This is a genomic window from Streptomyces sp. NPDC004111, assembly GCF_042874215.1.
Lineage (GTDB): Bacteria > Actinomycetota > Actinomycetes > Streptomycetales > Streptomycetaceae > Streptomyces.
This window is the reverse complement of sequence record NZ_JBIAMU010000010.1, coordinates 161,170-182,473: the sequence shown is the minus strand read 5'-3', so window position 1 is coordinate 182,473 and position 21,304 is coordinate 161,170. Positions and strand designations below refer to the sequence as shown.

The 21,304-nt window shown below is 72.9% G+C and carries 19 protein-coding genes and 1 pseudogene; 13 read left to right on the top strand and 7 right to left on the bottom strand.

Going from position 1 to position 21,304, the window contains the following annotated elements; genetic code table 11:
- Positions 1 to 7: 7 nt before the first annotated feature.
- The 4 genes and pseudogenes from ACFYVL_RS21005 to ACFYVL_RS20990 form a co-directional block, all read left to right on the top strand.
- Positions 8 to 1,072: pseudogene (locus ACFYVL_RS21005) on the top strand (dihydrodipicolinate reductase); the annotation flags it as partial.
- A 119-nt stretch (positions 1,073 to 1,191) separates the two neighbouring features.
- Entirely contained in the window at positions 1,192 to 1,671 is a 480-nt protein-coding gene (locus tag ACFYVL_RS21000; protein ID WP_389246896.1) for a carboxymuconolactone decarboxylase family protein, read from the top strand.
- An 87-nt stretch (positions 1,672 to 1,758) separates the two neighbouring features.
- Complete coding sequence (locus tag ACFYVL_RS20995) at positions 1,759 to 2,967, top strand: RNA ligase (protein WP_389246894.1); 1,209 nt, start codon at positions 1,759 to 1,761, stop codon at positions 2,965 to 2,967.
- A 3-nt stretch (positions 2,968 to 2,970) separates the two neighbouring features.
- A complete protein-coding gene (locus ACFYVL_RS20990) occupies positions 2,971 to 3,981 on the top strand; it encodes an AAA family ATPase (protein WP_389246892.1) in 1,011 nt (336 codons plus the stop codon).
- On the opposite strand, the gene ACFYVL_RS20985 is transcribed toward ACFYVL_RS20990, so the two are convergent.
- Complete coding sequence (locus ACFYVL_RS20985) at positions 3,966 to 4,658, bottom strand: PadR family transcriptional regulator (RefSeq protein WP_389246891.1); 693 nt, start codon at positions 4,656 to 4,658, stop codon at positions 3,966 to 3,968. The two genes, ACFYVL_RS20990 and ACFYVL_RS20985, sit on opposite strands and share 16 nt — an antisense overlap.
- Before the next feature lie 140 nt (positions 4,659 to 4,798).
- On the opposite strand from ACFYVL_RS20985, the gene ACFYVL_RS20980 reads away from it, so the two are divergent.
- Entirely contained in the window at positions 4,799 to 5,209 is a 411-nt protein-coding gene (locus tag ACFYVL_RS20980; RefSeq protein ID WP_389246889.1) for a nuclear transport factor 2 family protein, read from the top strand.
- A gap of 50 nt (positions 5,210 to 5,259) precedes the next feature.
- Here the strand turns inward: ACFYVL_RS20980 and ACFYVL_RS20975 are convergent, their stop codons facing one another.
- Positions 5,260 to 6,981, bottom strand: coding sequence for an acyl-CoA dehydrogenase family protein (locus ACFYVL_RS20975; RefSeq protein WP_389246887.1), 1,722 nt, complete (start codon positions 6,979 to 6,981; stop codon positions 5,260 to 5,262).
- A gap of 103 nt (positions 6,982 to 7,084) precedes the next feature.
- Positions 7,085 to 7,684: a PadR family transcriptional regulator gene (locus tag ACFYVL_RS20970; RefSeq protein ID WP_389246885.1), complete on the bottom strand. Its 600-nt coding sequence runs from the start codon at positions 7,682 to 7,684 to the stop codon at positions 7,085 to 7,087.
- A gap of 168 nt (positions 7,685 to 7,852) precedes the next feature.
- On the opposite strand from ACFYVL_RS20970, the gene ACFYVL_RS20965 reads away from it, so the two are divergent.
- On the top strand, positions 7,853 to 8,527 hold the full coding sequence (locus ACFYVL_RS20965; RefSeq protein WP_389246883.1) for an MOSC domain-containing protein: 675 nt from the start codon (positions 7,853 to 7,855) through the stop codon (positions 8,525 to 8,527).
- Here ACFYVL_RS20965 and ACFYVL_RS20960 read toward each other — a convergent pair.
- Positions 8,487 to 9,074 carry a DUF1203 domain-containing protein gene (locus tag ACFYVL_RS20960; RefSeq protein WP_389246881.1) on the bottom strand — a complete coding sequence of 196 codons (588 nt, stop codon included), beginning with the start codon at positions 9,072 to 9,074 and terminating at the stop codon, positions 8,487 to 8,489. The genes ACFYVL_RS20965 and ACFYVL_RS20960 overlap by 41 nt on opposite strands.
- 123 nt (positions 9,075 to 9,197) lie before the next feature.
- Positions 9,198 to 10,265 carry a helix-turn-helix domain-containing protein gene (locus tag ACFYVL_RS20955; RefSeq protein ID WP_389246879.1) on the bottom strand — a complete coding sequence of 356 codons (1,068 nt, stop codon included), beginning with the start codon at positions 10,263 to 10,265 and terminating at the stop codon, positions 9,198 to 9,200.
- Positions 10,266 to 10,618: 353 nt separating this feature from the next.
- Here ACFYVL_RS20955 and ACFYVL_RS20950 point away from each other — a divergent pair, with 353 nt between their 5' ends.
- Positions 10,619 to 11,743, top strand: a complete 1,125-nt coding sequence (locus ACFYVL_RS20950) for an acetylhydrolase (RefSeq protein ID WP_389246877.1) — start codon at positions 10,619 to 10,621, stop codon at positions 11,741 to 11,743.
- Between the two features lie 46 nt (positions 11,744 to 11,789).
- Here the strand turns inward: ACFYVL_RS20950 and ACFYVL_RS20945 are convergent, their stop codons facing one another.
- Positions 11,790 to 12,596, bottom strand: a complete 807-nt coding sequence (locus ACFYVL_RS20945; protein WP_389246875.1) for an inositol monophosphatase family protein — start codon at positions 12,594 to 12,596, stop codon at positions 11,790 to 11,792.
- An 86-nt stretch (positions 12,597 to 12,682) separates the two neighbouring features.
- Here ACFYVL_RS20945 and ACFYVL_RS20940 point away from each other — a divergent pair, with 86 nt between their 5' ends.
- The 3 genes from ACFYVL_RS20940 to ACFYVL_RS20930 all read left to right on the top strand — a co-directional run bounded on the left by ACFYVL_RS20940 (position 12,683) and on the right by ACFYVL_RS20930 (position 15,475).
- Positions 12,683 to 13,891, top strand: a complete 1,209-nt coding sequence (locus ACFYVL_RS20940; RefSeq protein ID WP_389246873.1) for a cytochrome P450 — start codon at positions 12,683 to 12,685, stop codon at positions 13,889 to 13,891.
- 95 nt (positions 13,892 to 13,986) lie between these two features.
- The gene (locus tag ACFYVL_RS20935) at positions 13,987 to 14,862 is read left to right on the top strand and encodes a glycosyltransferase family 2 protein (protein WP_389247121.1); all 876 of its coding nucleotides are present in this window, start codon (positions 13,987 to 13,989) and stop codon (positions 14,860 to 14,862) included.
- 76 nt (positions 14,863 to 14,938) lie between these two features.
- Positions 14,939 to 15,475, top strand: coding sequence for an NADPH-dependent FMN reductase (locus ACFYVL_RS20930; RefSeq protein ID WP_389246871.1), 537 nt, complete (start codon positions 14,939 to 14,941; stop codon positions 15,473 to 15,475).
- Positions 15,476 to 15,484: 9 nt separating this feature from the next.
- On the opposite strand, the gene ACFYVL_RS20925 is transcribed toward ACFYVL_RS20930, so the two are convergent.
- Positions 15,485 to 17,626, bottom strand: a complete 2,142-nt coding sequence (locus ACFYVL_RS20925; RefSeq protein ID WP_389246869.1) for a prolyl oligopeptidase family protein — start codon at positions 17,624 to 17,626, stop codon at positions 15,485 to 15,487.
- Positions 17,627 to 17,732: 106 nt separating this feature from the next.
- On the opposite strand from ACFYVL_RS20925, the gene ACFYVL_RS20920 reads away from it, so the two are divergent.
- The 3 genes from ACFYVL_RS20920 (at position 17,733) to ACFYVL_RS20910 (ending at position 21,256) form a co-directional block, all read left to right on the top strand.
- Complete coding sequence (locus ACFYVL_RS20920; RefSeq protein WP_389246867.1) at positions 17,733 to 18,212, top strand: GNAT family N-acetyltransferase; 480 nt, start codon at positions 17,733 to 17,735, stop codon at positions 18,210 to 18,212.
- Between the two features lie 116 nt (positions 18,213 to 18,328).
- Entirely contained in the window at positions 18,329 to 18,793 is a 465-nt protein-coding gene (locus ACFYVL_RS20915) for a pyridoxamine 5'-phosphate oxidase family protein (protein WP_389246865.1), read from the top strand.
- A gap of 69 nt (positions 18,794 to 18,862) precedes the next feature.
- Positions 18,863 to 21,256, top strand: a complete 2,394-nt coding sequence (locus ACFYVL_RS20910) for an ATP-binding cassette domain-containing protein (RefSeq protein WP_389246863.1) — start codon at positions 18,863 to 18,865, stop codon at positions 21,254 to 21,256.
- Positions 21,257 to 21,304: the final 48 nt, after the last annotated feature.

Sequence of the window (21,304 nt, the reverse complement as noted above, 5' to 3'; positions counted from 1 at the left end):
CCGCCGCATGATTTCCACGGTTGTCTGGGGAACAGGCAATGTGGGACGCGCGGCGATCCGTGCCGTCGACGCCCATCCGGAGCTCGATCTGACGTCCGTACTGGTCCACAGCCCCGGCAAGGTCGGCCGTGACGCCGCCTCGCTCGCCGGGCTCGACGGCGAGCTGGGAGTGCTCGCCACCGACGACATCGACGCGGTGCTCGGCGCGGGCCCGCGTGCGGTGGTCTACGCCGCGTCCGGGGACATCCGCCCCGACGAGGCGCTCGCGGACGTCGCGCGGGCGCTGCGTGCCGGGGCAGTGGTGGTGACCCCCGCGCTCTACGCCCTCTACGACCAGCGCAGCGCCCCGCCCGAACTGCGCGAACCGCTCCTCGACGCGGCCCGGGAGGGCGGCGGTTCGCTCTTCGTGTCCGGCATCGACCCCGGCTGGGGCAACGACTCGCTGCCGCTGCTGCTGAGCGGCCTGGGCAGCGTGGTCGACTCGATCCGCTGCCAGGAGGTCTTCGACTACTCGACGTACGACCAGCCGGGCGCGGTGCGCGACCTCATCGGCATGGGCCATCCCCTGGAGTACCAGCCGCTGATGCTCGCCGAGACCGTCCCGACGATGGTGTGGGGCGGGCAGCTGCGGCTGATGGCGCGGGCGCTGGGGGTCGAGCTGGACGAGATCCGCGAGACCATGGCGCGCCGCCCGCTGGAGAGCACGGTGCACACGCGCACGATGGGCGAGTTCGCGGCTGGCACGCAGGGCGCCGTCCGGTTCGAGGTGCAGGGGATCGTCGGCGGCGAGCCGCGCCTGGTCATCGAGCACATCACCCGCATCCACCCGTCCTGCGCACCGGACTGGCCGCAGCCCCCGGACGGGGCCGGGGCGCACCGGGTGATCGTCGAGGGCCGGCCGCGCATCGAACTCACCCTGACCGCCGACGACGAGGACGAGAACCGCTCGGCGGGCGGCAACGCCGTCGCCGTGGGCCGGCTGGTCAACGCGATCGACTGGCTCGTCGAGGCGAAGCCGGGGCTGTACGACGCACTGGACGTCCCCGTCCGGCCGGCCTTCGGCAGGCTCGGCGCCGGACGGGCGGCTGCGGGACGCGGCGTGGCGGAGCCCGCCGAAAGGACCCGTACCGGCGGAAGCGGCGGCAAGGACGCGGGCGACAGCAGGAGCGACGGAGAAGGCGGAGGCGTGTGATGCACATCGACATCCCCGAGGACAAGGAACCCATCGGTTACGTGTGGGGCGAACTGGTGCCCGGCATCGGCCCCGCCGCCGCGGACCTCTCGCTCGCGGTGTACGCGCACACGACGCTCGGCCTGCGCGAGTTCGAGGCGGCCCGGCTGCGGATCGCCCAGATCAACGGGTGCCTGTTCTGTCTGGACTGGCGCACCGACCGGGACGGCGAGAAGGTCGAGGACGGCTTCGCGGACGCGGTGGCCGAGTGGCGGACTGCCGAGGCGTTCGACGTCCGCACCCGGCTGGCCGCCGAGTACGCGGAGCGGTACGCGCTCGACCACCACGGCATCGACGAGGAGTTCTGGACCCGGATGTACCGGAGCTACGACCAGCGGGAGGTGGTCGAGCTGACGATGTGCCTGGGGTCGTGGCTGGCGTTCGGGCGGCTGAACCGGGTGCTGGGGCTCGACACGGTCTGCGTGCTGCCCGGCCACTGACGGTACGTCGGCCCGGTCCGACAAATTCGCTGTTCCGCACACCCGTCCGCACGGAAGAATGGGGGAACTGAAACCAGGAGTAAACCCATGATTCCGCCCCGAATGGCTCTCGACACCCTCTTCTCCGCCGCCGACCTCGCGAAGGCGGTCGAGACCGGACTGCTCACGCGCAGGACGCACCCCTCGCTGCCGCTGTCCATCTACGCGTACACCCGCTCCTGCCAGTTCGAGCAGGCGTGGTCGGACGTGACCCTGCGGTGCCGGGGGCTGGTGGTCGACGACGAACGCGGGGACGTGGTGGCGCTGCCGCTGCCGAAGTTCTTCAACGTGGCGGAGCACGCGGCGGACCGCCCCTACGCGCCCGCGCTGCCGGACGAGCCGTTCGAGGTGTACGACAAGATCGACGGGAGCCTCGGCATCGTCTTCCACTACGCGGGCCGCTGGCACGTGGCGTCGAAGGGCTCCTTCACCAGCGAGCAGGCGACCTGGGCGCAGCGCCGCCTCGACGCGCGCGACACCGGTGCGCTCGTGCCGGGGACCACGTACCTGGCGGAGATCCTCTACCCGGAGAACCGGATCGTCGTCGACTACGGCGACCGGCGCGACCTGGTGCTGCTCGCCGCTTTCGCGGCGGACGGCGCGGAGGTGCCGCTGGCCGAGGCCGCGCGGGCGTGGGCCGCGGTCGGTTCCGTGGTACGGGTGTGGCCGGCGATGGAGCTGGCCGAACTGCTCGCCCTGACCGGGTCGAACACGCTCATCGGGGGCGCGCCCGCGACCGGCACCGACGCCGAGGGCTTCGTGCTGCGCTTCGCGTCCGGGGTCCGGGCGAAGGCCAAGATCGCCGAGTACGTACGGCTGCACAAGGTGCTGACCGGGGTCACCGTGCGGGACATCTGGACGCGGTACGGGATCCAGCGGTTCGCCGACGCGGGACACCCCGCCAAGCAGATCGCCCAGGCGGTCGCCTGCTCCCCCGCCGAGGCCGCCGCGGGCCGTCCGCTGGACGACCTGCTGGAGCAGGTGCCCGACGAGTTCGACGCGTGGGTGCGGAGCGTGGTCGCGGGGCTGGAGGGGGCCGCGGCGGACCGGGAGCGGGAGATCGACGCGGCGTATGCGACGATCGCCGGGCTCGGGGGCGACCGGGCCGCGTTCGCCCGTGCCGCGCAGCGGCTGACGGACCGCGAACTGCGGTCCGCGATGTTCCTGCGGCTGGAGGGGCGGCCGACCGATCTCATGGTCTGGCGGTCCCTGAAGCCGGTGGCCGCCGACCCGTTCAAGACCGATGAGGACAGCTGAACCATGTCTGTATCCGACACCCGCACCGACGCCGGTGCCGCTCCCGCCGGCACCACGGCTGCCGCCGACGCGGCGGCGACTCCCGCCCCCCTGCCCACCGTCCATGTGATGACCGGCCTGCCCGCCTCCGGCAAGACCACCGCGGCACGCCAGCTGCAGGCCGAGTCCGGTGGGCGGATGCGCCGGGTGAACCTCGACGACCTGCGGGCGATGCTCGACATCCCGGCGCGGGAGGACGAGGAGCGCACCCGTTCGTTCGCCCACGAGCAGACCGTCCTCGCGGTGCAGGACGCGGCGGTGCGGGCCGCCGTGGACGGCGGGTTCGACGTGGTCGTCGACAACACCCACCTCACCCCGCACATCCCCAAGCGCCTCAAGGCCGCCGTCGCGGGACAGGCGGTGTTCGTGGTGCACGACTTCACGGACGTGGCCGTGGCGGAGTGCGTACGGCGGGACGCCGCGCGGGAGCGGCCGGTCGGCGAGGAGATCATCCGCATCCTGGCGGACAAGCACGCGAAGGCCACGAAGGGCGGCTGGCGGCTCACCGGGGAATGGCTCAACGACCAGCCGCCGGTGGCGCCCTACGTCGCCGACCCGGCGCTGCCCTCCGCGGTGATGTGCGACATCGACGGCACGCTGGCGCTGACCGGCGACCGGGGTCCGTACGACTTCTCGCGCTGCGGGCTCGACGTCCTCAACCCGTCGGTGCGCGACGCGCTGCACGCCTTCCGGGGCACGCACGGTGACGTCCTGGTGCTGCTGTCCGGCCGCAGCGAGGACTTCCGGGCGCAGACCGAGGAGTGGCTCGCCCGGCACGAGGTGCCGTACGACGAGCTGTGGATGCGGCCCTCGGGCGACCAGCGGCGGGACGACGTCGTGAAGGCCGAGCTGTTCGACGCGCACGTGCGCGACCGGTTCGCCGTCCGGGTCTCGCTGGACGACCGGGACCGTGTGGTGGAGCTGTGGCGGCGCATGGGCCTGCCGACGTGGCAGGTGAACTACGGGGCCTTCTGAGGGCTCCGGGGTCCGGCCGGACGTGCGGTCCGGCCGGACGTTCCCGCAGGCAGGACGTTCCCGCCGGCCGGCGCCGGCCCGTCACTGCTGTGCGCCGCTGCCGGTCGGTCCGGCTGCCGGGCCGCCGCGCGCCGGTCGAGGACGCGCAGCGCGGTCCGGCCCCAGCGGATGTTCTCGCGCTCGAAGGCCATGCCGCGCTGGAGCGTGAGGTACGGGCCGACGCGCTCGGACTCGGCGAAGTACCGGTCCTCGGTGCGGCCGTCGAGCAGCTTGTCCCGCAGCCGTTCGTAGCGGGCGAGCTTGGCCTTGGCCCAGTCGATCCGTTCGGCGACCGCGACGCGCACCGCCTCGGCGTCGCCGGCGTCCACGCTCTGCACCTTGACCAGGAGTTCGTCGCGGATGGAGCTGGGGCGCCCCGGGGGCTCGGCGGTGTACTCGTGCACGGCGGCCAGGCCCGCCCCGGTGAGGGAGAACAGGCGCTTGTTGGGGCGCCGCTCCTGCCGCACCACACGGGCGGCGATCAGCCCGTCGGCCTCCATGCGCTCCAGCTCGCGGTAGAGCTGCTGGGGTGTGGCGGTCCAGAAGTTGGCGACCGAGGCGTCGAAACCCTTCGCCAGGTCGTACCCCGAGGCCTCGCCTTCCAGGAGGGCCGCCATCACGGCGTTGCGCAGTGCCATTGCGGCACCGTAGCACCTTGCCACCTAGTCAAAAAGGTGACTACTCCTCCCCCGCCGGAACAGCTCTGGACATCCCCCTGCCGAGGGTCGATACTCACCGACGCACCTACTCAACTAATTGACTATCCCAGGAGCCCGCCGTGAACCCTTTCCGCAAGGCCGTCGAGGACCGCGACGAGGAGGCGCTCGCCGCCGTGCTGGCCGACGACGTCGTGTTCACCAGCCCCGTCGTGTTCAGGCCCTACCCGGGCAAGGCCATCACCGCGGCGGTGCTGCGGGGCGCGATGCGCGTCTTCGAGGACTTCCGCTACGTCCGTGAGATCGCCGACGCCGGGGGCCGCGACCACGCCCTGGTCTTCGCCGCCACCGTCGCGGGCAAGCAGGTGGAGGGCTGCGACTTCCTGCACTTCGACGCGGACGGCAAGGTCGACGCCCTGACGGTCATGGTCCGCCCGCTGAGCGCGGCCCAGGCGCTGTCCGAGGCGATGGGCGCCCAGTTCGACCGGATCGCGGCGGAGGCGGCGGCCGAGGAGAAGGCGGCACGGGGCTGAGTCCGGGGCGCGCGCCGTGCTGGGCGCGCGCCCCGGTACGGCCGCGTGCCTTACGGCGCCATCTCGTAGGCACCCGAGAGCGCCTCGACCCGCTCCCACACGCGGGCCGAGCGGGCCTCGTCCACGGCCGGGCGGCGGACGGCGCCCAGCGCCCAGGTCTGCTGCCGCTCAGTGGCGGAGTCCTTGCCGTACAGCTCCACGGCGTGCGCGGAGAAGTCCCGTACGAGTACGGCGAACAGCTCGTCCAGGACGTCCTCGTCGAGGCCGGTCAGGCGGGCCTGCTCCAGGATGAGCTGGCCGTGCACGACCAGCGCGAAGAGCTGGCCGACGGCGAGGAGGAGGTCGAGGTCCTTGCTCTGCTCGGCGTCGGGGGCGGCGGTCGTCACGAACTCGCAGAGCGCGTCGGCCTGTTCGCGCAGCACGGCCACGTTGGGGAGGCTCGCGTACGCGTCGAACGCGGGCCGCCAGTCGTGGAAGCGGACCGAGCCGAGGCCGCGCGCCGGTCCCTGCCGGAAGAGGAAGTCGTCGTCGGCCGCGTCCAGGCGGGTCGGGACGGGCTCGTACGGCGCCGGGTCCAGGAGGTGGTTCTTCAGGAACTTCAGGATCAGGGCGAGGTTCACGTGGACCGTGCCCTCCAGCTTCGGCAGGCCGCGGATCTCGACGGCGGCCTGGGCGAAGTAGTTGTCCTTCTCGAAGCCCTTGGCGGCGATGACGTCCCACATGAGGTCGATGACCTTCTCGCCCTCGGTGGTCACCTTCATCTTCGTCATCGGGTTGAAGAGGAGGTAGCGGCGGTCGTCGGGGCCCGCGGTGCGGAAGTAGTCGACGGCGCGGTCGCTGAAGAGCTTCATGCCGACGAGGCGCACGTACGCGTCGGTCAGCTCGCGCCGCACGTGCGGGAAGGCGGTGACGGGACGCCCGTAGAGGATGCGGTTGCTCGCGTGGGTGACGGCCTCGTACATCGCGTGCTCGCAGATGCCGATGGAGGCGGTGCAGAGGTTGAACTTGCCGACGTTGACGGTGTTCAGCGCGGCGTCGAAGGCGGCGCGTCCGGTGTGCAGGACGTCGGCGGCGGTGACCGGGTAGCCCTCCAGCCGGAACTCGCTGACGTACTTCGAGGAGTCGACGACGTTCTTGACCAGGTGGTACGCGTCGTGGCGGCTGTCGGCGGCGAAGAAGACGTAGCCGTCGGGGCCCTCGACGTCGGTGCGGCGGCCGAACACGGACACCAGGCCGGCCGCGTTGCCGTTGCCGATGTAGTACTTGGAGCCGGTGGCCAGGAAGCCGCCGTCGCCGTCGGGGGTGAGCAGCATGTCGGTGGAGTAGATGTCGGCGCCGTGCGACTTCTCGGAGAGGCCGAACGCGAACACCTCGCCCTGGTCGAGGAGTTCGGCCGCGCGGGCGCGGGCGGCGGCGTTGTCGCTCTGCCAGACCGGGCCGAGGCCGAGGATGGTGACCTGCCAGGCGTACCAGTAGTCGAGCCCGTAGAAGCCGAAGATCTCGTTCAGGGCGGCGATGCGGGCGGTGTCCCAGCGCTTGTCGGTGCTCTCGCCCGCGGCGTCCGCGGGGGTCAGGAAGGTCGCGAACAGGCCCTCCTTGGCGGAGAAGGCGAGGAAGTCCGCCAGCCAGGCGCGGGTGCGGTAGTCCTCGATGATCCTGCGCTTGCCGCGCGCCTCGAACCAGTCGACGGTGGCGCGCAGCAGCCGGTGGGTCTCCGCGTCGAAGCCCTGGGGGTCGTACGTGCGCGGGTTGAACAGGAGCGGGTCGGCCATGAGGGTTCGCCTTCCGGGGAGGGTGGGTTGAGGGTGTGTCCGGTGGTCGGTGGGTGGTGCCGCGCCGGGGAGCGTATGTGGGTGCGTCCGCGCCCCGGGGGTGTCAGGAGGGCGGCGGGCCGGCTCCCGGATCCGCCTGCCCGCCCGCCCCGGCCGCGACCAGGCGCCGCACGGTGGCCAGCACGTCGTCCAGCCAGGCGATCGTCATCCGCTCGTACGCGATGCCGCCGCGCAGCACCACGTGCTGGAGCTCCTGGCCGACGTCGAGCGGTGCGGGGGCGTCCGGTCCGGTGAAGTCGCGGGTCTGCCCGGCGAGGTAGTGGGCCAGCCGGTCCTGGTGGGCGCGGTGGTGGCGCTCGACCTCGCGCAGCAGCGCGGCGGGGTCGTCGAAGGCGGCACCGCGGATCTTCACCGCGAGGTCGTGCCGCAGGCTCTCGGGTTCGCTCGGCCGGTGCAGCCACTCGGAGAGCACTTCGCGGCCCGGCGCGGCGACGGAGTACTCCCGCTTGTCGGGCCTGGCCTGCTGCACCACGTCCCGCACGTCGAGCAGCCCGTCGCCCTCCATCCGCTTCAGGACGCGGTAGATCTGCTGGTGGGTGGCGGTCCAGAAGTAGCCGATGGACCGCTCGAACCGCCGGGCCAGCTCATAGCCGGAGCCCGGCTGCTCCAGCAGCGAGACGAGAATCGCGTGTTCGAGTGCCACACCGCGATCTTGCTATGCAATTTGTTGCATAGACAAGACACGACGGCCCGGTGAGACACGGCTCACCCACCGGAAGCACACCCCGCCGCACCCCGGCCGTCGTCACCGCTCACCCGATGCGGCGCGAACGGAGCACGTCGGGCCTGGGCCAGGGGTAGCGTCGGGCGGATGAAACTGGTCTCGGTCAATGTGGGCAGGCCCCGGCCCAACCCGTGGAAGAAGGGGCCCGGAGCGACAGGCATCGACAAGCGGCCGGTGGACGGTCCCGTCGCCGTGCACGCGCCCGGTCCCAAGGGCAGCGGCGAGGTCGGTCTCGCGGGCGACCGCGCCCATGACGTGCGGCACCACGGCGGGACGGACCAGGCCGTCTACGCGTACGCCCGTGAGGATCTCGACGTGTGGCAGGCCGAGTTGGGCAGGCCGCTGGCCGACGGGGTCTTCGGCGAGAACCTCACCACCCTGGGCCTGGACGTCAACGGCGCCCTGATCGGCGAGCGCTGGCGGATCGGCCGGGACGTGGTCCTGGAGGTGTCGGGGCCCCGGATCCCCTGCTCGACGTTCCAGGGCTGGCTGGGCGTGGACGGCTGGCTGAAGCGGTTCACCGGGGCGGCGGTGCCCGGCGCCTATCTGCGGGTGGTCGAGCCGGGCGAGATCCGGGCGGCCGACCCCGTCGAGGTCGTGCACCGCCCGGACCACGAGGTGACCGTCGCGCTGGTCTTCCGCGCGCTGACGCTCGAACCCGGCCTGCTGCCGAGGCTGCTGCCCGCGGAGGCTCTGGAGGAGGAGGTCAGGGAGCTGGCACTCAGGCGGAGTGCGTCCGCCGGGCCGGACCCGTCGCCGTGAGCGCATCGCCCGCGGGTTCCTGTGCCGGCCGCCGCACCTCGAACTGGAAGCAGCCGTACTCCACCGCCCGTACGTGCACCAACGCCACCTCCGGTACGGCGAAGGCCTCGTCCAGGGCCCGGTCGAAACCGGCCGCCGCGTCCGCCGGGATCTCCAGGAGCCGGCCTCCGACGATGTGGCCGCCGGCGTCGTAGCGGCGGAGGGTGCGCAGCGCGCCCGGACGCGCGAAGGGGTACGTCCCGGCCGCCGCGTCCGGGCCCGCGCAGGCGTCGGCGTGGACGAAGACCGGGCCCGCCTCGTCGTACGCCCCGGGCGCGGCCCCCGAGTCCGCCGCCCAGCGGCGCAGCGGCGCGTACGAGACGAGGGCGACCCGCTCGCCCTCCTCGACGGCGCGCAGACAGCAGCGCAGCGGACTGCCCACGGAGTCGACGGGCGCGCCGTCCCCGGCGGTGAACGGGCTGAGCGCGCGGCCCGAGTCGTCGGACACGCGGAGTTCGCCGAGCGCGGCGGCGGGAATGGGCAGTGCGGTGTACGTCGTGGTGGTCATGGCTCCAGCCTCGGGTGCGGGCAGCGCGATGACCGGCGGAAATCGGACGTCGTGATCGCCGTCGGCCGCCCGCGCGCCACTGCCTCCGGCCACGGGCGCGGCACGACGGGTGCCGCCCCGCGCTCAGCTCCGCCCGTCCCCCGCCACCGTGCTGCCGCCCGCCGCCGTCCCGTCCCCCGCCGCCGTCCTGTCCGCCACCCCCGTCCTGCCGCCCGTCAGCAGGAGGTCCGCCAGCGGGGTCCGGTGGTGCTCGACGGAGCGGCCCGTACGGGCGGTGGTGACCAGACCGGCGGCGCGCAGGGCCGCCGCGTGGGCGGAGGCGGTGGCGTTGCTGACGCCGATGCGGCGGGCCAGGCCCGTGGTCGTATGCGCCTGGTCGAGCGAGCGGAGCAGCGCGAGCCGGGTCCGGCCGAGTACTCCCGCGAGGGGTTCGTCCGCCGTCCCTTGCGCTCCGCCGTCCGGGAGGAGCGGCAGCCCGCGGCCCGCCGGGAAGGCGAGCGAGACCGGGCGCTCCGGGAGTCCGGGGAGGTCCTGGACGAGGGGGCCGCGCCGCCAGTGGAAGGTGGGCAGCAGGACGAGTCCGCGTCCGTCGAGCCGTACGTCCCGGACGCCGGTGGCACCCGCGCCCGCCGGTGGCAGCTCCCAGATCCCGTCCCGCAGCAGCGACCCGGGGACGACGGCGGCGAGCGCGGCGCCGAGGCCCTGTTCGGCGAGGATCAGGGCGTGCCGGGTGAACTCCGCGCGGTGCAGGTCCTGGACGAGGTTCCACACGGGGGCCAGCACGCTCTCGTACGCGGCCCGGTGGGCGCGGCCGAAGGTCCGCCACGCCTGGTCGTCGCCGTCGTACAGCCCGCGGATCCAGGGCGGGACGGGACGGGCCCCGTACACCTCGCGCAGCCCGGAACGGACGAACTCGGGCCGCTGCGACCTGATGAGCGCGAACCCCTCGTCGGGCGTGTCGCCGAGAACGTCGAGGAAGGCGGGCGGCACCCCGTCCGGTACGAGGTCGGCGAGCGGGCCGACGGCGGCGGGCAGGCTCCGCAGCACTCCCCGCCGCCACCGCCCGAACATGAGCCCCTCGTCGGGCACGCCCAGCATCATGAGCGCCGCGTGCATCTCGGGCACGGGCGAGGGCCGGGGGGCGAAGCGGACGCGGGTGAAGTCGTCGGCGGTGAAGTGGATTCGGATCATGGGCACCTTCTGCTGCCTGCTGTTTGCTGCCGCTGCCGCTGCCTGCTCATGGTGTCTGCTGCCGCTGGCTGCTGCGGGAGCCCCGGCGCGGGGGGCATGACCTCCCGCACCACAGCGCTCTGACCTGCACATTCCGGGAGCCACGGCGCGGGGGAGGCATGACACTCGCCCACCGGGCAGGCTCTCCGCATGGCGGCCCGGATACCCGGCCGACCATACGGCCCCACAGCCCACAGCCCACAGCCCGTGGCCCACAGCCCCCCAGAATGTCCGCCGTCGCCGCCGCGCGCCAGCCTTTCGGGACAGGCCTGAACCTTCGCGCCGGGGCGGAACCCCCGGCCAGGATCGCTGTCATGAACCTCTCCTCCACCACGGCCCGCCGCGCCCTCGTCAAGGGCGCCCTCGCTTCGACCGGCGCTCTCCTCCTCGGCGCGTCCCCCGCGCTCGCCGCCTCCCGCACCACCGGCTCCCGGCCCCTCCGCCTCCCCGCGCCCACCGGCCCCCATCCCGTGAGCGCCACCGTGCACCACCTCGTCGACACCTCGCGCAACGACCCCTGGGAACCGGCCATCGAGGTGCGTGAGCTGATGATCACGGTTCTGCGGCCGGCCGCTCCCGGGCACCGCCGGTTCCCGCGCGCCCCGCAGATGACTCCCGCCGCCGCCGGCCACTTCGGCGAACTGGCACCCCTGGTGCATCCGCTTCCGCAGGGCGTGGACTGGGCGGCCACGCTCACCCACACCAGGGCCGGCGCCCCCGCGCGGCCCGGCCTACGCCCCGTACTGCTCTACAGCCCCGGCGGCGGGGATCCCCGTACCCTGGGCTCCTCCCTCGCGGCGGACCTGGCCTCGTACGGCTGGACCGTCGTCACGGTCGACCACCCCGGCGAGGCGAGCGAGGTGGAGTTCCCCGACGAGCGGCCGGGACGCGAACGGCTGCGGCCCACCGTGCTGTTCGGCCCACCCGACGCGGCCACGTTCCGCACGATGATCGACACCAGGGTCGCCGACCTCCGCTTCGTGATCGGCGCGCTCGGCCTCGAACGGGTGGGGGTGTACGGACACTCGGCGGGCGGCACCGCCGTCGCGCAGGCCCTGCACGAGGACCGGCGGATCGTGGCCGCCGCCGATCTGGAGGGCTATCTCGACTGGACGGACGGCGAACTCCTGCCGGTGGCACGGCAGAAAACGGACCGTCCGCTGCTCCTCGCGGGCACCGACGGCTTCCGCGACGCCCGCCTGGACCGGACCTGGGGCGCCCTCATGGCGCACGGCGGCCCGGTCGTCCGCCACGAACTGGCGCACACCCACCACTGGGCCTTCACCGACCACGCGACCCTCGTCCCCCACCTCCAGGCGGCCGGCCTGATGAGCGCCGACCAGCGCGCGTCCATGGTGGGCACGGGGAATCCGCGTGCCACGGTGCCTGCCGTGCGCCGTCTCGTACGGTCGTTCTTCGCACGGCACCTGCCGGTGTGACCTACCGGTGCGGCCCGCTGCCCTCCGCCCCGGCCCGTCCCCCCGGTCAGCCGTCGTTGCGGATCATCGCCATCAGCTGCCGGTGGGTCTCCTCGTCGGCCGCCGCCACCAGGCCGCGTCCGCCGGCTCCGCCGGGCAGGACCGGGGCGCCGTCGATCCCGGTGACCACGCAGCCCGCGGCCCGGCACAGGGCGATGCCCGCGGCGAAGTGGACGCTGCCGGAGAGGTCGCCGCCGTCCGTGACGTACGCGGCGCGCCGGCCGGCGGCGACCCAGGCCAGGGCCAGCGTCGTGGAGACGACACGCGGCCGGAAGCCCGCCACGAACTCCGGCGCCGCCAGCAGGTCCACCGCCCGGAAACCGGGTGCGCCGGGGAACGGCGGGTCCAGGTTCACATCGACCAGGCGGACGTCGGCCGAGGGCACCAGGTCCGTGTCGGCCCCCTCGTGCCGCACGCGGGCCACCGTGCCGTCGGTCCAGAAGACCTCGCCGCTGAACGGGTCGGCCACCGCGGCGGCCCCGCCGCGCAGGGCCACGTTGACGGCCACCAGCATGTTGCCGACGGCGTAGTTCAGCGTGCCGCACAGGGGGTCCACGAGCCACTGCCGGTCGGTGCGCGCGGCGCCCCGCCGGCCGCCCTCCTCACCGAGCACGGAGTCGTCGGGGCGCTCTGCCCGCAGGACGTCGAGGATCGCCTGCTCGGCCTCGATGTCGGCGGTGGTGGCGAAGTCCCCCGCACCCTTGTCGATGCGGTCGAGGCGCTTGCCGTACAGCTCGCGCACGACGTCGGCGCCGGCGCGGGCGGCTGCGGTGGCCACCTCTGAATCGTCGAGTGGTGCTGGAGGGTTGCTCATGCGCAGCAGCGTACGAAGACCTACCGGCGGGGCGGGCGCCAGGGCCCGATGTGGCCGTGCCGGGCGAAGGGGGCTAGCGTCCCCGCATGGACGCTGTTTTCGACCCCTGGTCCCCCGAGTTCCTCGCCGACCCCTACCCCGCCTACGCGGAGCTGCGTTCCCGGGGCCGGGTGCACTGGTTCGAGCCGACCGGGCAGTGGCTGGTGCCGCACCACGCCGATGTGTCGGCGCTGCTGCGCGACCGCAGGCTGGGGCGCTCGTACCAGCACCGGTTCCGGCACGAGGAGTTCGGGCGCACCGCGCCGCCGCCCGAGCACGAGCCGTTCCACACCCTGAACGACCACGGGATGCTGGACCTGGAGCCGCCGGACCACACCCGGATCCGCCGCCTGGTCTCCAAGGCGTTCACCCCGCGCACGGTCGCCCAACTGGAGCCGTACGTGACCCGGTTGGCGTCCGAGCTGGTCGCGGAACTGGTGGCGGCGGGCGGCGGTGACCTGCTCGGGGCCGTCGCCGAACCGCTGCCGGTGGCGGTGATCGCGGAGATGCTGGGGATCCCCGAGGCGGACCGGGCTCCGCTGCGCCCCTGGTCGGCGGACATCTGCGGGATGTACGAGCTGAACCCGTCGCCGGAGACGGCGGAACGGGCCGTCAGGGCCTCCCTCGAATTCTCCTCCTACCTGCGGGAACTGATCGCGCACCGTCGCGGCGCCCCGGGCGGCGACCTGATCTCCGGCCTCATCGCCGCGCACGAGGACGGTGAGCGGCTCACCGAGCAGGAAATGATCTCCACCTGCGTGCTGTTGCTGAACGCCGGCCACGAGGCGACGGTGAACGCGACGACGAACGGCTGGTACGCCCTCTTCCGCGACCCGGAGCAGCTCGCGGCCCTGCGCGCCGACCCGGACGGGCTGCTGCCCACGGCGGTGGAGGAGCTGATGCGGTACGACACCCCGCTCCAGCTCTTCGAGCGCTGGGTGCTGGACGACATCGAGATCGACGGTACGAAGATCGAACGGGGCGCGGAGGTGGCCCTCCTCTTCGGCTCGGCCAACCACGACCCCGCGGTCTTCGCCCACCCGGAGCGACTGGACCTGTCCCGCCGCGACAACCCGCACATCTCCTTCAGCGCGGGCATCCACTACTGCATCGGCGCACCGCTCGCCCGGCTGGAACTCACCGCTTCGCTGCGCGCCCTGCTGGCCCAGGCACCGCGGCTGAGCCTGGCGGCGGAGCCGGAGCGCAGGCCGAACTTCGTCATGCGGGGCCTGCGCAGCCTCCCCGTGACCACCTGACCGCGCCCGCCCGGCCGCACTCTCCCCCGTAGGCTCCCACCACCAGCACCGCCCCACGGAAGTCCACCGCAATGCCCCTGCCACAGCCGCAGCCCCTGCCCCTGCCCCGCATCGGCGTCGTCATCGTCACCATGGGCAACCGCCCGGCAGAGCTCGACGCCCTGATCGCCTCGGTGAACAAGCAGGACTCCGCCGCGGCCCGAGTCGTCCTGGTCGGCAGCGCGACGCCGCTCACCGATGTCCCGTACGACGTCACCAAGATCCCGCTGGAGGACAACCCGGGCTGCCCCGGCGCCCGTAACGTCGGGCTTCGGGCACTGATCGACTCGGGCGAGGTGGACGTCGTCGTCGAACTCGACGACGACGGACTCCTCGTCGCCGACGACGTGTTCCGGCAGGTCCAGCAGTTGTACGCGCACGACCCCGCGCTCGGCATCGTGTCGTTCCGCATCGCGGACGAGCACGGCGAGACCCAGCGCAGGCACGTACCGCGGCTGCGCGCGGGCGACCCGATGCGGCGCGGCCTGGTGACCAGCTTCCTCGGCGGCGGGCACGCGCTGTCGGTGCCGATGCTGCGTCAGATCGGCATCTGGGCGGGCGAGTTCAGGTTCGGGCACGAGGAGTCGGACCTGGCCTGGCGGGCGCTCGACGCCGGCTGGAAGATCCTCTACGAGCCGGGCCTGGTCCTGCGGCACCCGAAGACGTCCCCGGCGAGGCACGCGGTGTACTACCGGTACACCGCACGCAACCGGGTGTGGATCGCGCGCCGCAGGCTCCCGGTCCCCCTCGTCCCGGTCTACCTGGGTGTCTGGCTGGCGCTCACCCTGGCCAGGATCCGCTCGCTCACCGGGCTGAAGGCGTGGTGCGCGGGGTTCCTGGAGGGAGTGCGCACCCCGTGCGGTCCGCGCAGGCCGATGAGGTGGCGCACCGTGTGGCGGATGACCAGGCTCGGCCGTCCCCCGGTCGTCTGAAGCGCTCTTCGCTCTCCCCGTCACGGGACGAACAATTGCCGGAGCGCGGCAGGCGGCCGGGCAGTAGGTTGAGCGGATGTCTACGCCACCCGTGATCCTGCTGCTGTCCGGAAGTCTGCGTACCGGTTCCTCCAACGAGTCCGTCCTGCGCACCGCGGGGGCCGTGGCTCACGCCGGGGCGCGCACCGTCCTGTACGACGGCCTGGCCGCCCTGCCGCACTTCAACCCCGACGACGACACCGACCCGCCGCCGGCCGCGGTGCGCGAACTGCGCGCGGCGATCGACACGGCGGACGCGATCCTGATCTGCACCCCGGAGTACGCGGGCACCCTGCCCGGGTCGTTCAAGAACCTGCTGGACTGGACGGTCGGCGGCACCGAGATCAGCGACAAGCCCACCGCCTGGGTCAACTCGGCCGCCCCTGGCCGCGGCCAGGGCGCCGAGGAAACCCTGCGCCAGGTGCTCGGCTACACCGGAGCCACCGTCGTCGAACCCGCCTGCGCCCGGATCCCGGTGGACCGCGCGATGCTCGGCACGGACGGCCTCATCACCGACGAGAACGTACGCCGACAACTCGCCGAACTCCTCGAACTGCTGACGAACCCACGCTGACGGCCACCTTCACGACCCGGCCGGGGCGTTCGGCCCATTGCCCCGCCGCCCCGGCCGTCCGTCCTGGTCCCGCCGCTCCCCCAGCGTGTTCCGCAGGAAGGTGTACTTCAGGGCCTGGAGCCTGGCGGACTGGGCGTTGTCGGCGGCGCTGCTGTGGCCGCCGCTGGGGGTTTCGTGGAAGAGGACCTCGTGGCCCTGGGCGCGCAGCAGGGCCGCGGTCTTGCGGGCGTGGCCGGGGTGGACGCGGTCGTCGCTGGTGGCGGTGTAGAGGAGGGTCGGCGGGTAGCCGCGGTCGGCGTGGAGGTTGTGGTACGGGGAGATCTCGTCGATGTGGGGCCGGTCGGCGGGGTCGTCCGGGTCGCCGTACTCGGCGATCCAGGAGGCGCCCGCGAGCAGCAGGTGGTAGCGGCGCAGGTCGAGGATGGGCGCGCCGATGATCGCGGCTCCGAAGAGTTCGGGGTAGCGGGCGAGCATCGCGCCGATGAGCAGGCCACCGTTGCTGCGGCCCTCGATGCCGAGCCGGTCGGGGGTGGTCAGGTTCCGGGCGACGAGGTCGCGGGCGACGGCCGCGAAGTCCTCGAACGCGCGCGGTCGGTTCGCCTTGAGCGCGGCGCGGTGCCAGGCGGGCCCGTACTCCCCGCCGCCCCGGATGCCCGCGATGACGTACGTACCGCCGAGGGCCAGCCAGCCCCGGCCGCGCAGGGCGCCGTAGCCGGGGGTCTGGGTGTGCTCGAAGCCGCCGTAGCCGTAGAGGAGCGTGGGGGTGGGGCCGGTGGGTTCGGCGGGGCCGATGACGAAGTACGGCACCCGGGTGCCGTCGTCGGAGGTGGCGAAGTGCTGGCGTACGGCCAGGCCCGTGGTGTCGAAGAGGGCCGGGGACTGCTTGAGCTGTTCCATCGCGCCGCCCGGGTGCGCGGTGGCCTCGCCCCGGTAGAGGGTGGGCGGCTGGAGGAAGCCGTCGACGGCCAGGAAGTACTCGTCGCTGTCGGGGTCCGTGGCGGTGACGGTGGCGGAGGCGAGCGGGGGCACGTCGGTGAGGGGGCGCCGGGACCAGGCGGCCGGGGCTCCCGCGCCGGTACCGGCCGGGGGTGCCCCCGGGGTGAGGATCTCGATGCTGGTGGCGACGTCCGTCAGGATCTCCAGGATCAGGTGGTCGCGCGTCCAGGAGTGCCCTTCGAGCGCGGTGCGGGCCGTCGGCGTGAACAGCACGGCCGCCTCGCGCGCACCCGCCAGGAACGCGTCGAAGCCGAACGCGAGGAGCGAGCCGGCCGGATGCCCCAGCCACTCGCTCCTGGGGCTGACGATCAGCCATTCGCGGTGCGCGTACGCGGTGGCGTCGTCCGGTACGTCGATCCGCGTCAACCGGTCGCCGTCGCCCAGGAGGTAGAGGTCCTGGTGCCAGAAGTCCCGGTGCACGGCGAGGAAGTCGCGGACGTACCCCGGGGTGGGGTCGCGCCAGCCGGTCACCGACAGGTCGTCGCGCGCGGCCTCGAAGACGAGCGCGGCCTCGGTGTGCGGGGTGCCGCGCCGCCAGCGGCGTACGGTGCGCGGGTAGCCCGAGGTGGTGAGCGAGTCGGGGCCGAGGTCGGCGCCGAGGAAGACGGTGTCCTCGTCGATCCAGCCGATACGGGTCTTGCCCTCGGGCACCCGGAAGCCCGCGGGGCCCCCGCCCGCCGTGCCGCCCGTAGCGTCCTCCGGTACGAACTCCCGCTCCACCATGTCGAACTCGCGCACCACGACGGCGTCCGTGCCCGAAGGGGACAGCCTGACCAGGGCCCGCCGGTGGTCCGGGTAGCGCACCCGGGCGCCGTCCCAGACCCAGTCGACGCCTTCGGCCTCGGCCAGGGCGTCGATGTCCAGCACGGTCTCCCACTCCGGCTCGTCCTTGCGGTACTCCGCGAGGGTCGTGCGCCGCCAGACGCCCCGGACGTGGGTGGCGTCCCGCCGGAAGTCGTAGAGCAGTTCGCCGCGGCGCCGGACGTAGGGAATGCGCCGGGCGTCGTCCAGCACCTCCCGGAGCTCGCTGGAGAGCTTGTCGAACTCCGGCCCCTCCAGCACCCGTTCGCACTCCGCGGTGCGCTCGCGCACCCACGCGAGCGCGTCCGGTCCTTCGATGTCTTCGAGCCACAGGTACGGGTCGTCAGCGATCATGACTTCGAGTATGGCCCTCCGGGGCGGCGGCCGGTAGCGGCGACAGACCCGTGCGCGTGCCCGGCCATCCGTGCGCCCCACCACCGCACCCCGTAGCATGTAAGGCATGAATGCCATGAGTGACTCTTACGAGCTGCGTATCGGCGTGCCCTCCGTGGAGGACTTCCGACGGCTGCGCACGGATGCCGGACTTTCGGACAAGTCCCCCGAGGCGGCGGCGCTCGCGCTGCCGAACACGTGGTTCGGGGTGGTGCTCGAACACGGCGGTCGGCCGATCGGCATGGGGCGGATCATCGGGGACGGCGGAACCGCGTTCCAGATCGTCGACATCTGCGTGAACCCGGCGCACCAGGGACGGGGGCTCGGCAGGCGCATCATGGCGGCGCTCACCGGGGAGCTGGAGCGGCGGGCACCGGCCACGGCGTACGTGTCACTGATCGCGGACGGGCCCGCGCGCTTCCTCTACGAGAAGTTCGGCTTCGCCGACACGGCGGGGCACGGGTCGATCGGGATGTACCGGATGATGGGCGCGCGTCGGACGGCGGGCGGACCCGACGGGGGTTCGGCCCCCGCGGAGACCTCGTAGACCGCGCCGCCCGGGGTGGGGCCGATGGGGCCGGGGCGCCCGCGGGCGGAAAACGGTCCGGTCAGGATCAGGATTGGAGAAGCACTCGTCATGGGCCCGGACCTAATGTGATCCGCATGGACCTCACCCCGCACTCCGGACCCCGCACCCGTACCCAGCGCCGGCTCGACACCGAGCGGCGGCTCGGCGGCGACGCCGACCTCTGGGTGGCGAGCGCCTCGGCGGACGGTGCGCCGTACCTGGTGCCGCTGTCCTTCGACTGGGACGGCGAGACGCTGCTGCTGGCCACTCCCGCCAACAGCCCGACCGGCCGGAACCTGGCCGCCGCCAAGGCCGTCCGGCTGGGGCTGGGGCCGACCCGCGACGTGACGATGATCGACGGCGAGGTCGAGGTCCTGGAGATGGACGCGCTGCCCCGGGAACACGGCGACCGGTTCGCGGCGCGCACCGGTTTCGACCCGCGTGCCGAGACGGCGACGTACCGCTGGTTCCGGGTCCGGCCGGTCCGCGTCCAGACGTGGCGGGAGGCGGACGAGCTGGCCGGCCGCACGCTGATGCGCGACGGCGCCTGGCTGGCCTGAGCGTTCCGGACCACGCCCCACCACCCCCTCACCCGCCACTTCAGCCCGTACACCCCACAGGGAGACACGATGAGCAGGGCCAGGAAGACATCGGACTCGCCGTCGTCCGCGCCGCGCGTTGCCGACAGCCACGATCTGATCCGCGTGCACGGTGCGCGCGTGAACAATCTCAAGGACGTCAGCATCGAGATCCCCAAGCGCCACCTGACGGTGTTCACGGGCGTCTCGGGGTCCGGCAAGAGCTCGCTGGTCTTCGACACGATCGCCGCCGAGTCGCAACGGCTGATCAACGAGACGTACAGCTCCTTCGTGCAGGGCTTCATGCCGAGCCTGGCGCGCCCCGAGGTCGACGTGCTGGACGGGCTGACGACGGCGATCATCGTCGACCAGCAGCGGATGGGCTCGGACCCGCGTTCCACGGTCGGCACCGCCACCGACGCCAACGCGATGCTGCGCATCCTCTTCAGCCGGCTCGGCAAGCCGCACATCGGCTCGCCCGGGGCGTTCGCCTTCAACGTGCCCTCGGTACGGGCGAGCGGCGCGATCACCGTCGAGCGCGGCAACAAGAAGACGGTGAAGGCGACCTTCAACCGCACCGGCGGCATGTGCACGCGCTGCGAGGGCCGCGGCTCGGTCTCCGACATCGACCTCACCCAGCTGTACGACGCGTCGAAGTCGCTCGCCGAGGGCGCGTTCACCATCCCGGGCTGGAAGTCCGACAGCTTCTTCACCGTGCGGGTGTACGCCGAGTCGGGGCTGCTCGATCCGCACAAGCCGATCGAGAAGTTCACCAAGCGGGAGATGCAGGACTTCCTGTACCGGGAGCCGACCAAGGTGAAGGTGGAGGGGGTGAACCTCACCTTCGAGGGGCTGATCCCCAAGATCCAGAAGTCGTTCCTCTCCAAGGACCGCGAGGCGATGCAGCCGCACATTCGCGAATTCGTGGACCGGGCGGTCACCTTCACCACCTGCCCCGAGTGCGACGGCACCCGGCTCAGCGCGGAGGCCCGCTCCTCGAAGATCGCCAAGGTCGGCATCGCCGACGTGTGCGCGATGCAGATCAGCGATCTGGCCGAGTGGGTGCGCGGGCTGCGCGAGCCCTCGGTGGCACCCCTGCTCACCGCACTCCAGCAGACCCTCGACTCGTTCGTGGAGATCGGCCTCGGGTACCTGTCGCTGGACCGCGCGTCCGGCACACTGTCCGGCGGCGAGGCGCAGCGGGTCAAGATGATCCGCCACCTCGGCTCCTCGCTCACCGACGTCACGTACGTCTTCGACGAGCCCACCACGGGCCTGCACCCGCACGACATCCAGCGGATGAACAACCTCCTGCTGCGCCTGCGGGACAAGGGCAACACGGTGCTCGTCGTGGAGCACAAGCCGGAGACGATCGCCGTCGCCGAGCACGTCGTCGACCTCGGCCCCGGCGCGGGGGCGGGCGGCGGCACCGTCTGCTTCGAGGGCACGGTGGAGGAGCTGCGGGCCGCCGACACGGTCACCGGACGCCACTTCGACGACCGGGCCAAGCTCAAGGACGAGGTGCGCGAGCCCACCGGCGTCCTGGAGGTGCGCGGCGCGAACGCCCACAACCTCCAGGACGTCGACGTCGACATTCCGCTCGGCGTGCTGACGGTGGTCACCGGGGTCGCCGGGTCCGGCAAGAGCTCGCTGATCCAGGGGTCGGTGGCGGGCCGGGAAGGCATCGTCACGGTCGACCAGGGGGCGATCCGCGGTTCACGGCGCAGCAACCCGGCGACGTACACCGGACTGCTCGACCCGATCCGCAAGGCGTTCGCGAAGGCGAACGGGGTGAAGCCGGCGCTCTTCAGCGCCAACTCCGAGGGCGCCTGCCCCCACTGCAACGGCGCCGGTGTCGTCTTCACCGACCTGGGGATGATGGCCGGGGTCTCCAGCACCTGCGAGGAGTGCGAGGGCAAGCGGTTCCAGGCGGCGGTGCTGGAGTACCGCCTGGGCGGCCGTGACATCAGCGAGGTGCTCGCGATGCCGGTGGCCGAGGCGAAGGAGTTCTTCGGTGACGGCGAGGCGCGCACCCCGGCCGCGCACCGGATCCTGGAGCGGCTCGCCGACGTCGGGCTCGGCTACCTCACGCTCGGGCAGCCGCTGACCACGCTGTCCGGCGGCGAGCGCCAGCGGCTCAAGCTGGCCACGCACATGGCCGAGAGGGGCGGTGTGTACGTCCTGGACGAGCCGACCGCGGGCCTGCACCTCGCCGATGTCGAGCAACTCCTGGGCCTGCTGGACCGGTTGGTCGAATCCGGCAAGTCGGCGATCGTGATCGAGCACCACCAGGCGGTGATGGCGCACGCCGACTGGATCATCGACCTGGGTCCCGGCGCGGGCCACGACGGCGGCCGGATCGTCTTCGAGGGCACGCCCACGGCTCTGGTCGCGGACCGTTCGACCCTGACGGGACAGCACTTGGCGGAGTACGTGGGCGGCTGAGGAAGCGCCGGCCGAAGTGTGTCCCCGGGACGGGTCCCGGGGACACAC

Coding starts and splice junctions, on each gene's coding strand:
- ACFYVL_RS20960 (WP_389246881.1), bottom strand. CDS start 9,074: ATGACCACCACGACGTACACCGCACTGCCCATTCCCGCCGCCGCGCTC.
- ACFYVL_RS20950 (WP_389246877.1), top strand. CDS start 10,619: ATGAACCTCTCCTCCACCACGGCCCGCCGCGCCCTCGTCAAGGGCGCC.
- ACFYVL_RS20940 (WP_389246873.1), top strand. CDS start 12,683: ATGGACGCTGTTTTCGACCCCTGGTCCCCCGAGTTCCTCGCCGACCCC.
- ACFYVL_RS20985 (WP_389246891.1), bottom strand. CDS start 4,658: ATGGCACTGCGCAACGCCGTGATGGCGGCCCTCCTGGAAGGCGAGGCC.
- ACFYVL_RS21000 (WP_389246896.1), top strand. CDS start 1,192: ATGCACATCGACATCCCCGAGGACAAGGAACCCATCGGTTACGTGTGG.
- ACFYVL_RS20915 (WP_389246865.1), top strand. CDS start 18,329: ATGGACCTCACCCCGCACTCCGGACCCCGCACCCGTACCCAGCGCCGG.
- ACFYVL_RS20975 (WP_389246887.1), bottom strand. CDS start 6,981: ATGGCCGACCCGCTCCTGTTCAACCCGCGCACGTACGACCCCCAGGGC.
- ACFYVL_RS20955 (WP_389246879.1), bottom strand. CDS start 10,265: ATGATCCGAATCCACTTCACCGCCGACGACTTCACCCGCGTCCGCTTC.
- ACFYVL_RS20925 (WP_389246869.1), bottom strand. CDS start 17,626: ATGATCGCTGACGACCCGTACCTGTGGCTCGAAGACATCGAAGGACCG.
- ACFYVL_RS20930 (WP_389246871.1), top strand. CDS start 14,939: ATGTCTACGCCACCCGTGATCCTGCTGCTGTCCGGAAGTCTGCGTACC.
- ACFYVL_RS20965 (WP_389246883.1), top strand. CDS start 7,853: ATGAAACTGGTCTCGGTCAATGTGGGCAGGCCCCGGCCCAACCCGTGG.
- ACFYVL_RS20945 (WP_389246875.1), bottom strand. CDS start 12,596: ATGAGCAACCCTCCAGCACCACTCGACGATTCAGAGGTGGCCACCGCA.
- ACFYVL_RS20910 (WP_389246863.1), top strand. CDS start 18,863: ATGAGCAGGGCCAGGAAGACATCGGACTCGCCGTCGTCCGCGCCGCGC.
- ACFYVL_RS20995 (WP_389246894.1), top strand. CDS start 1,759: ATGATTCCGCCCCGAATGGCTCTCGACACCCTCTTCTCCGCCGCCGAC.
- ACFYVL_RS20920 (WP_389246867.1), top strand. CDS start 17,733: ATGAATGCCATGAGTGACTCTTACGAGCTGCGTATCGGCGTGCCCTCC.
- ACFYVL_RS20990 (WP_389246892.1), top strand. CDS start 2,971: ATGTCTGTATCCGACACCCGCACCGACGCCGGTGCCGCTCCCGCCGGC.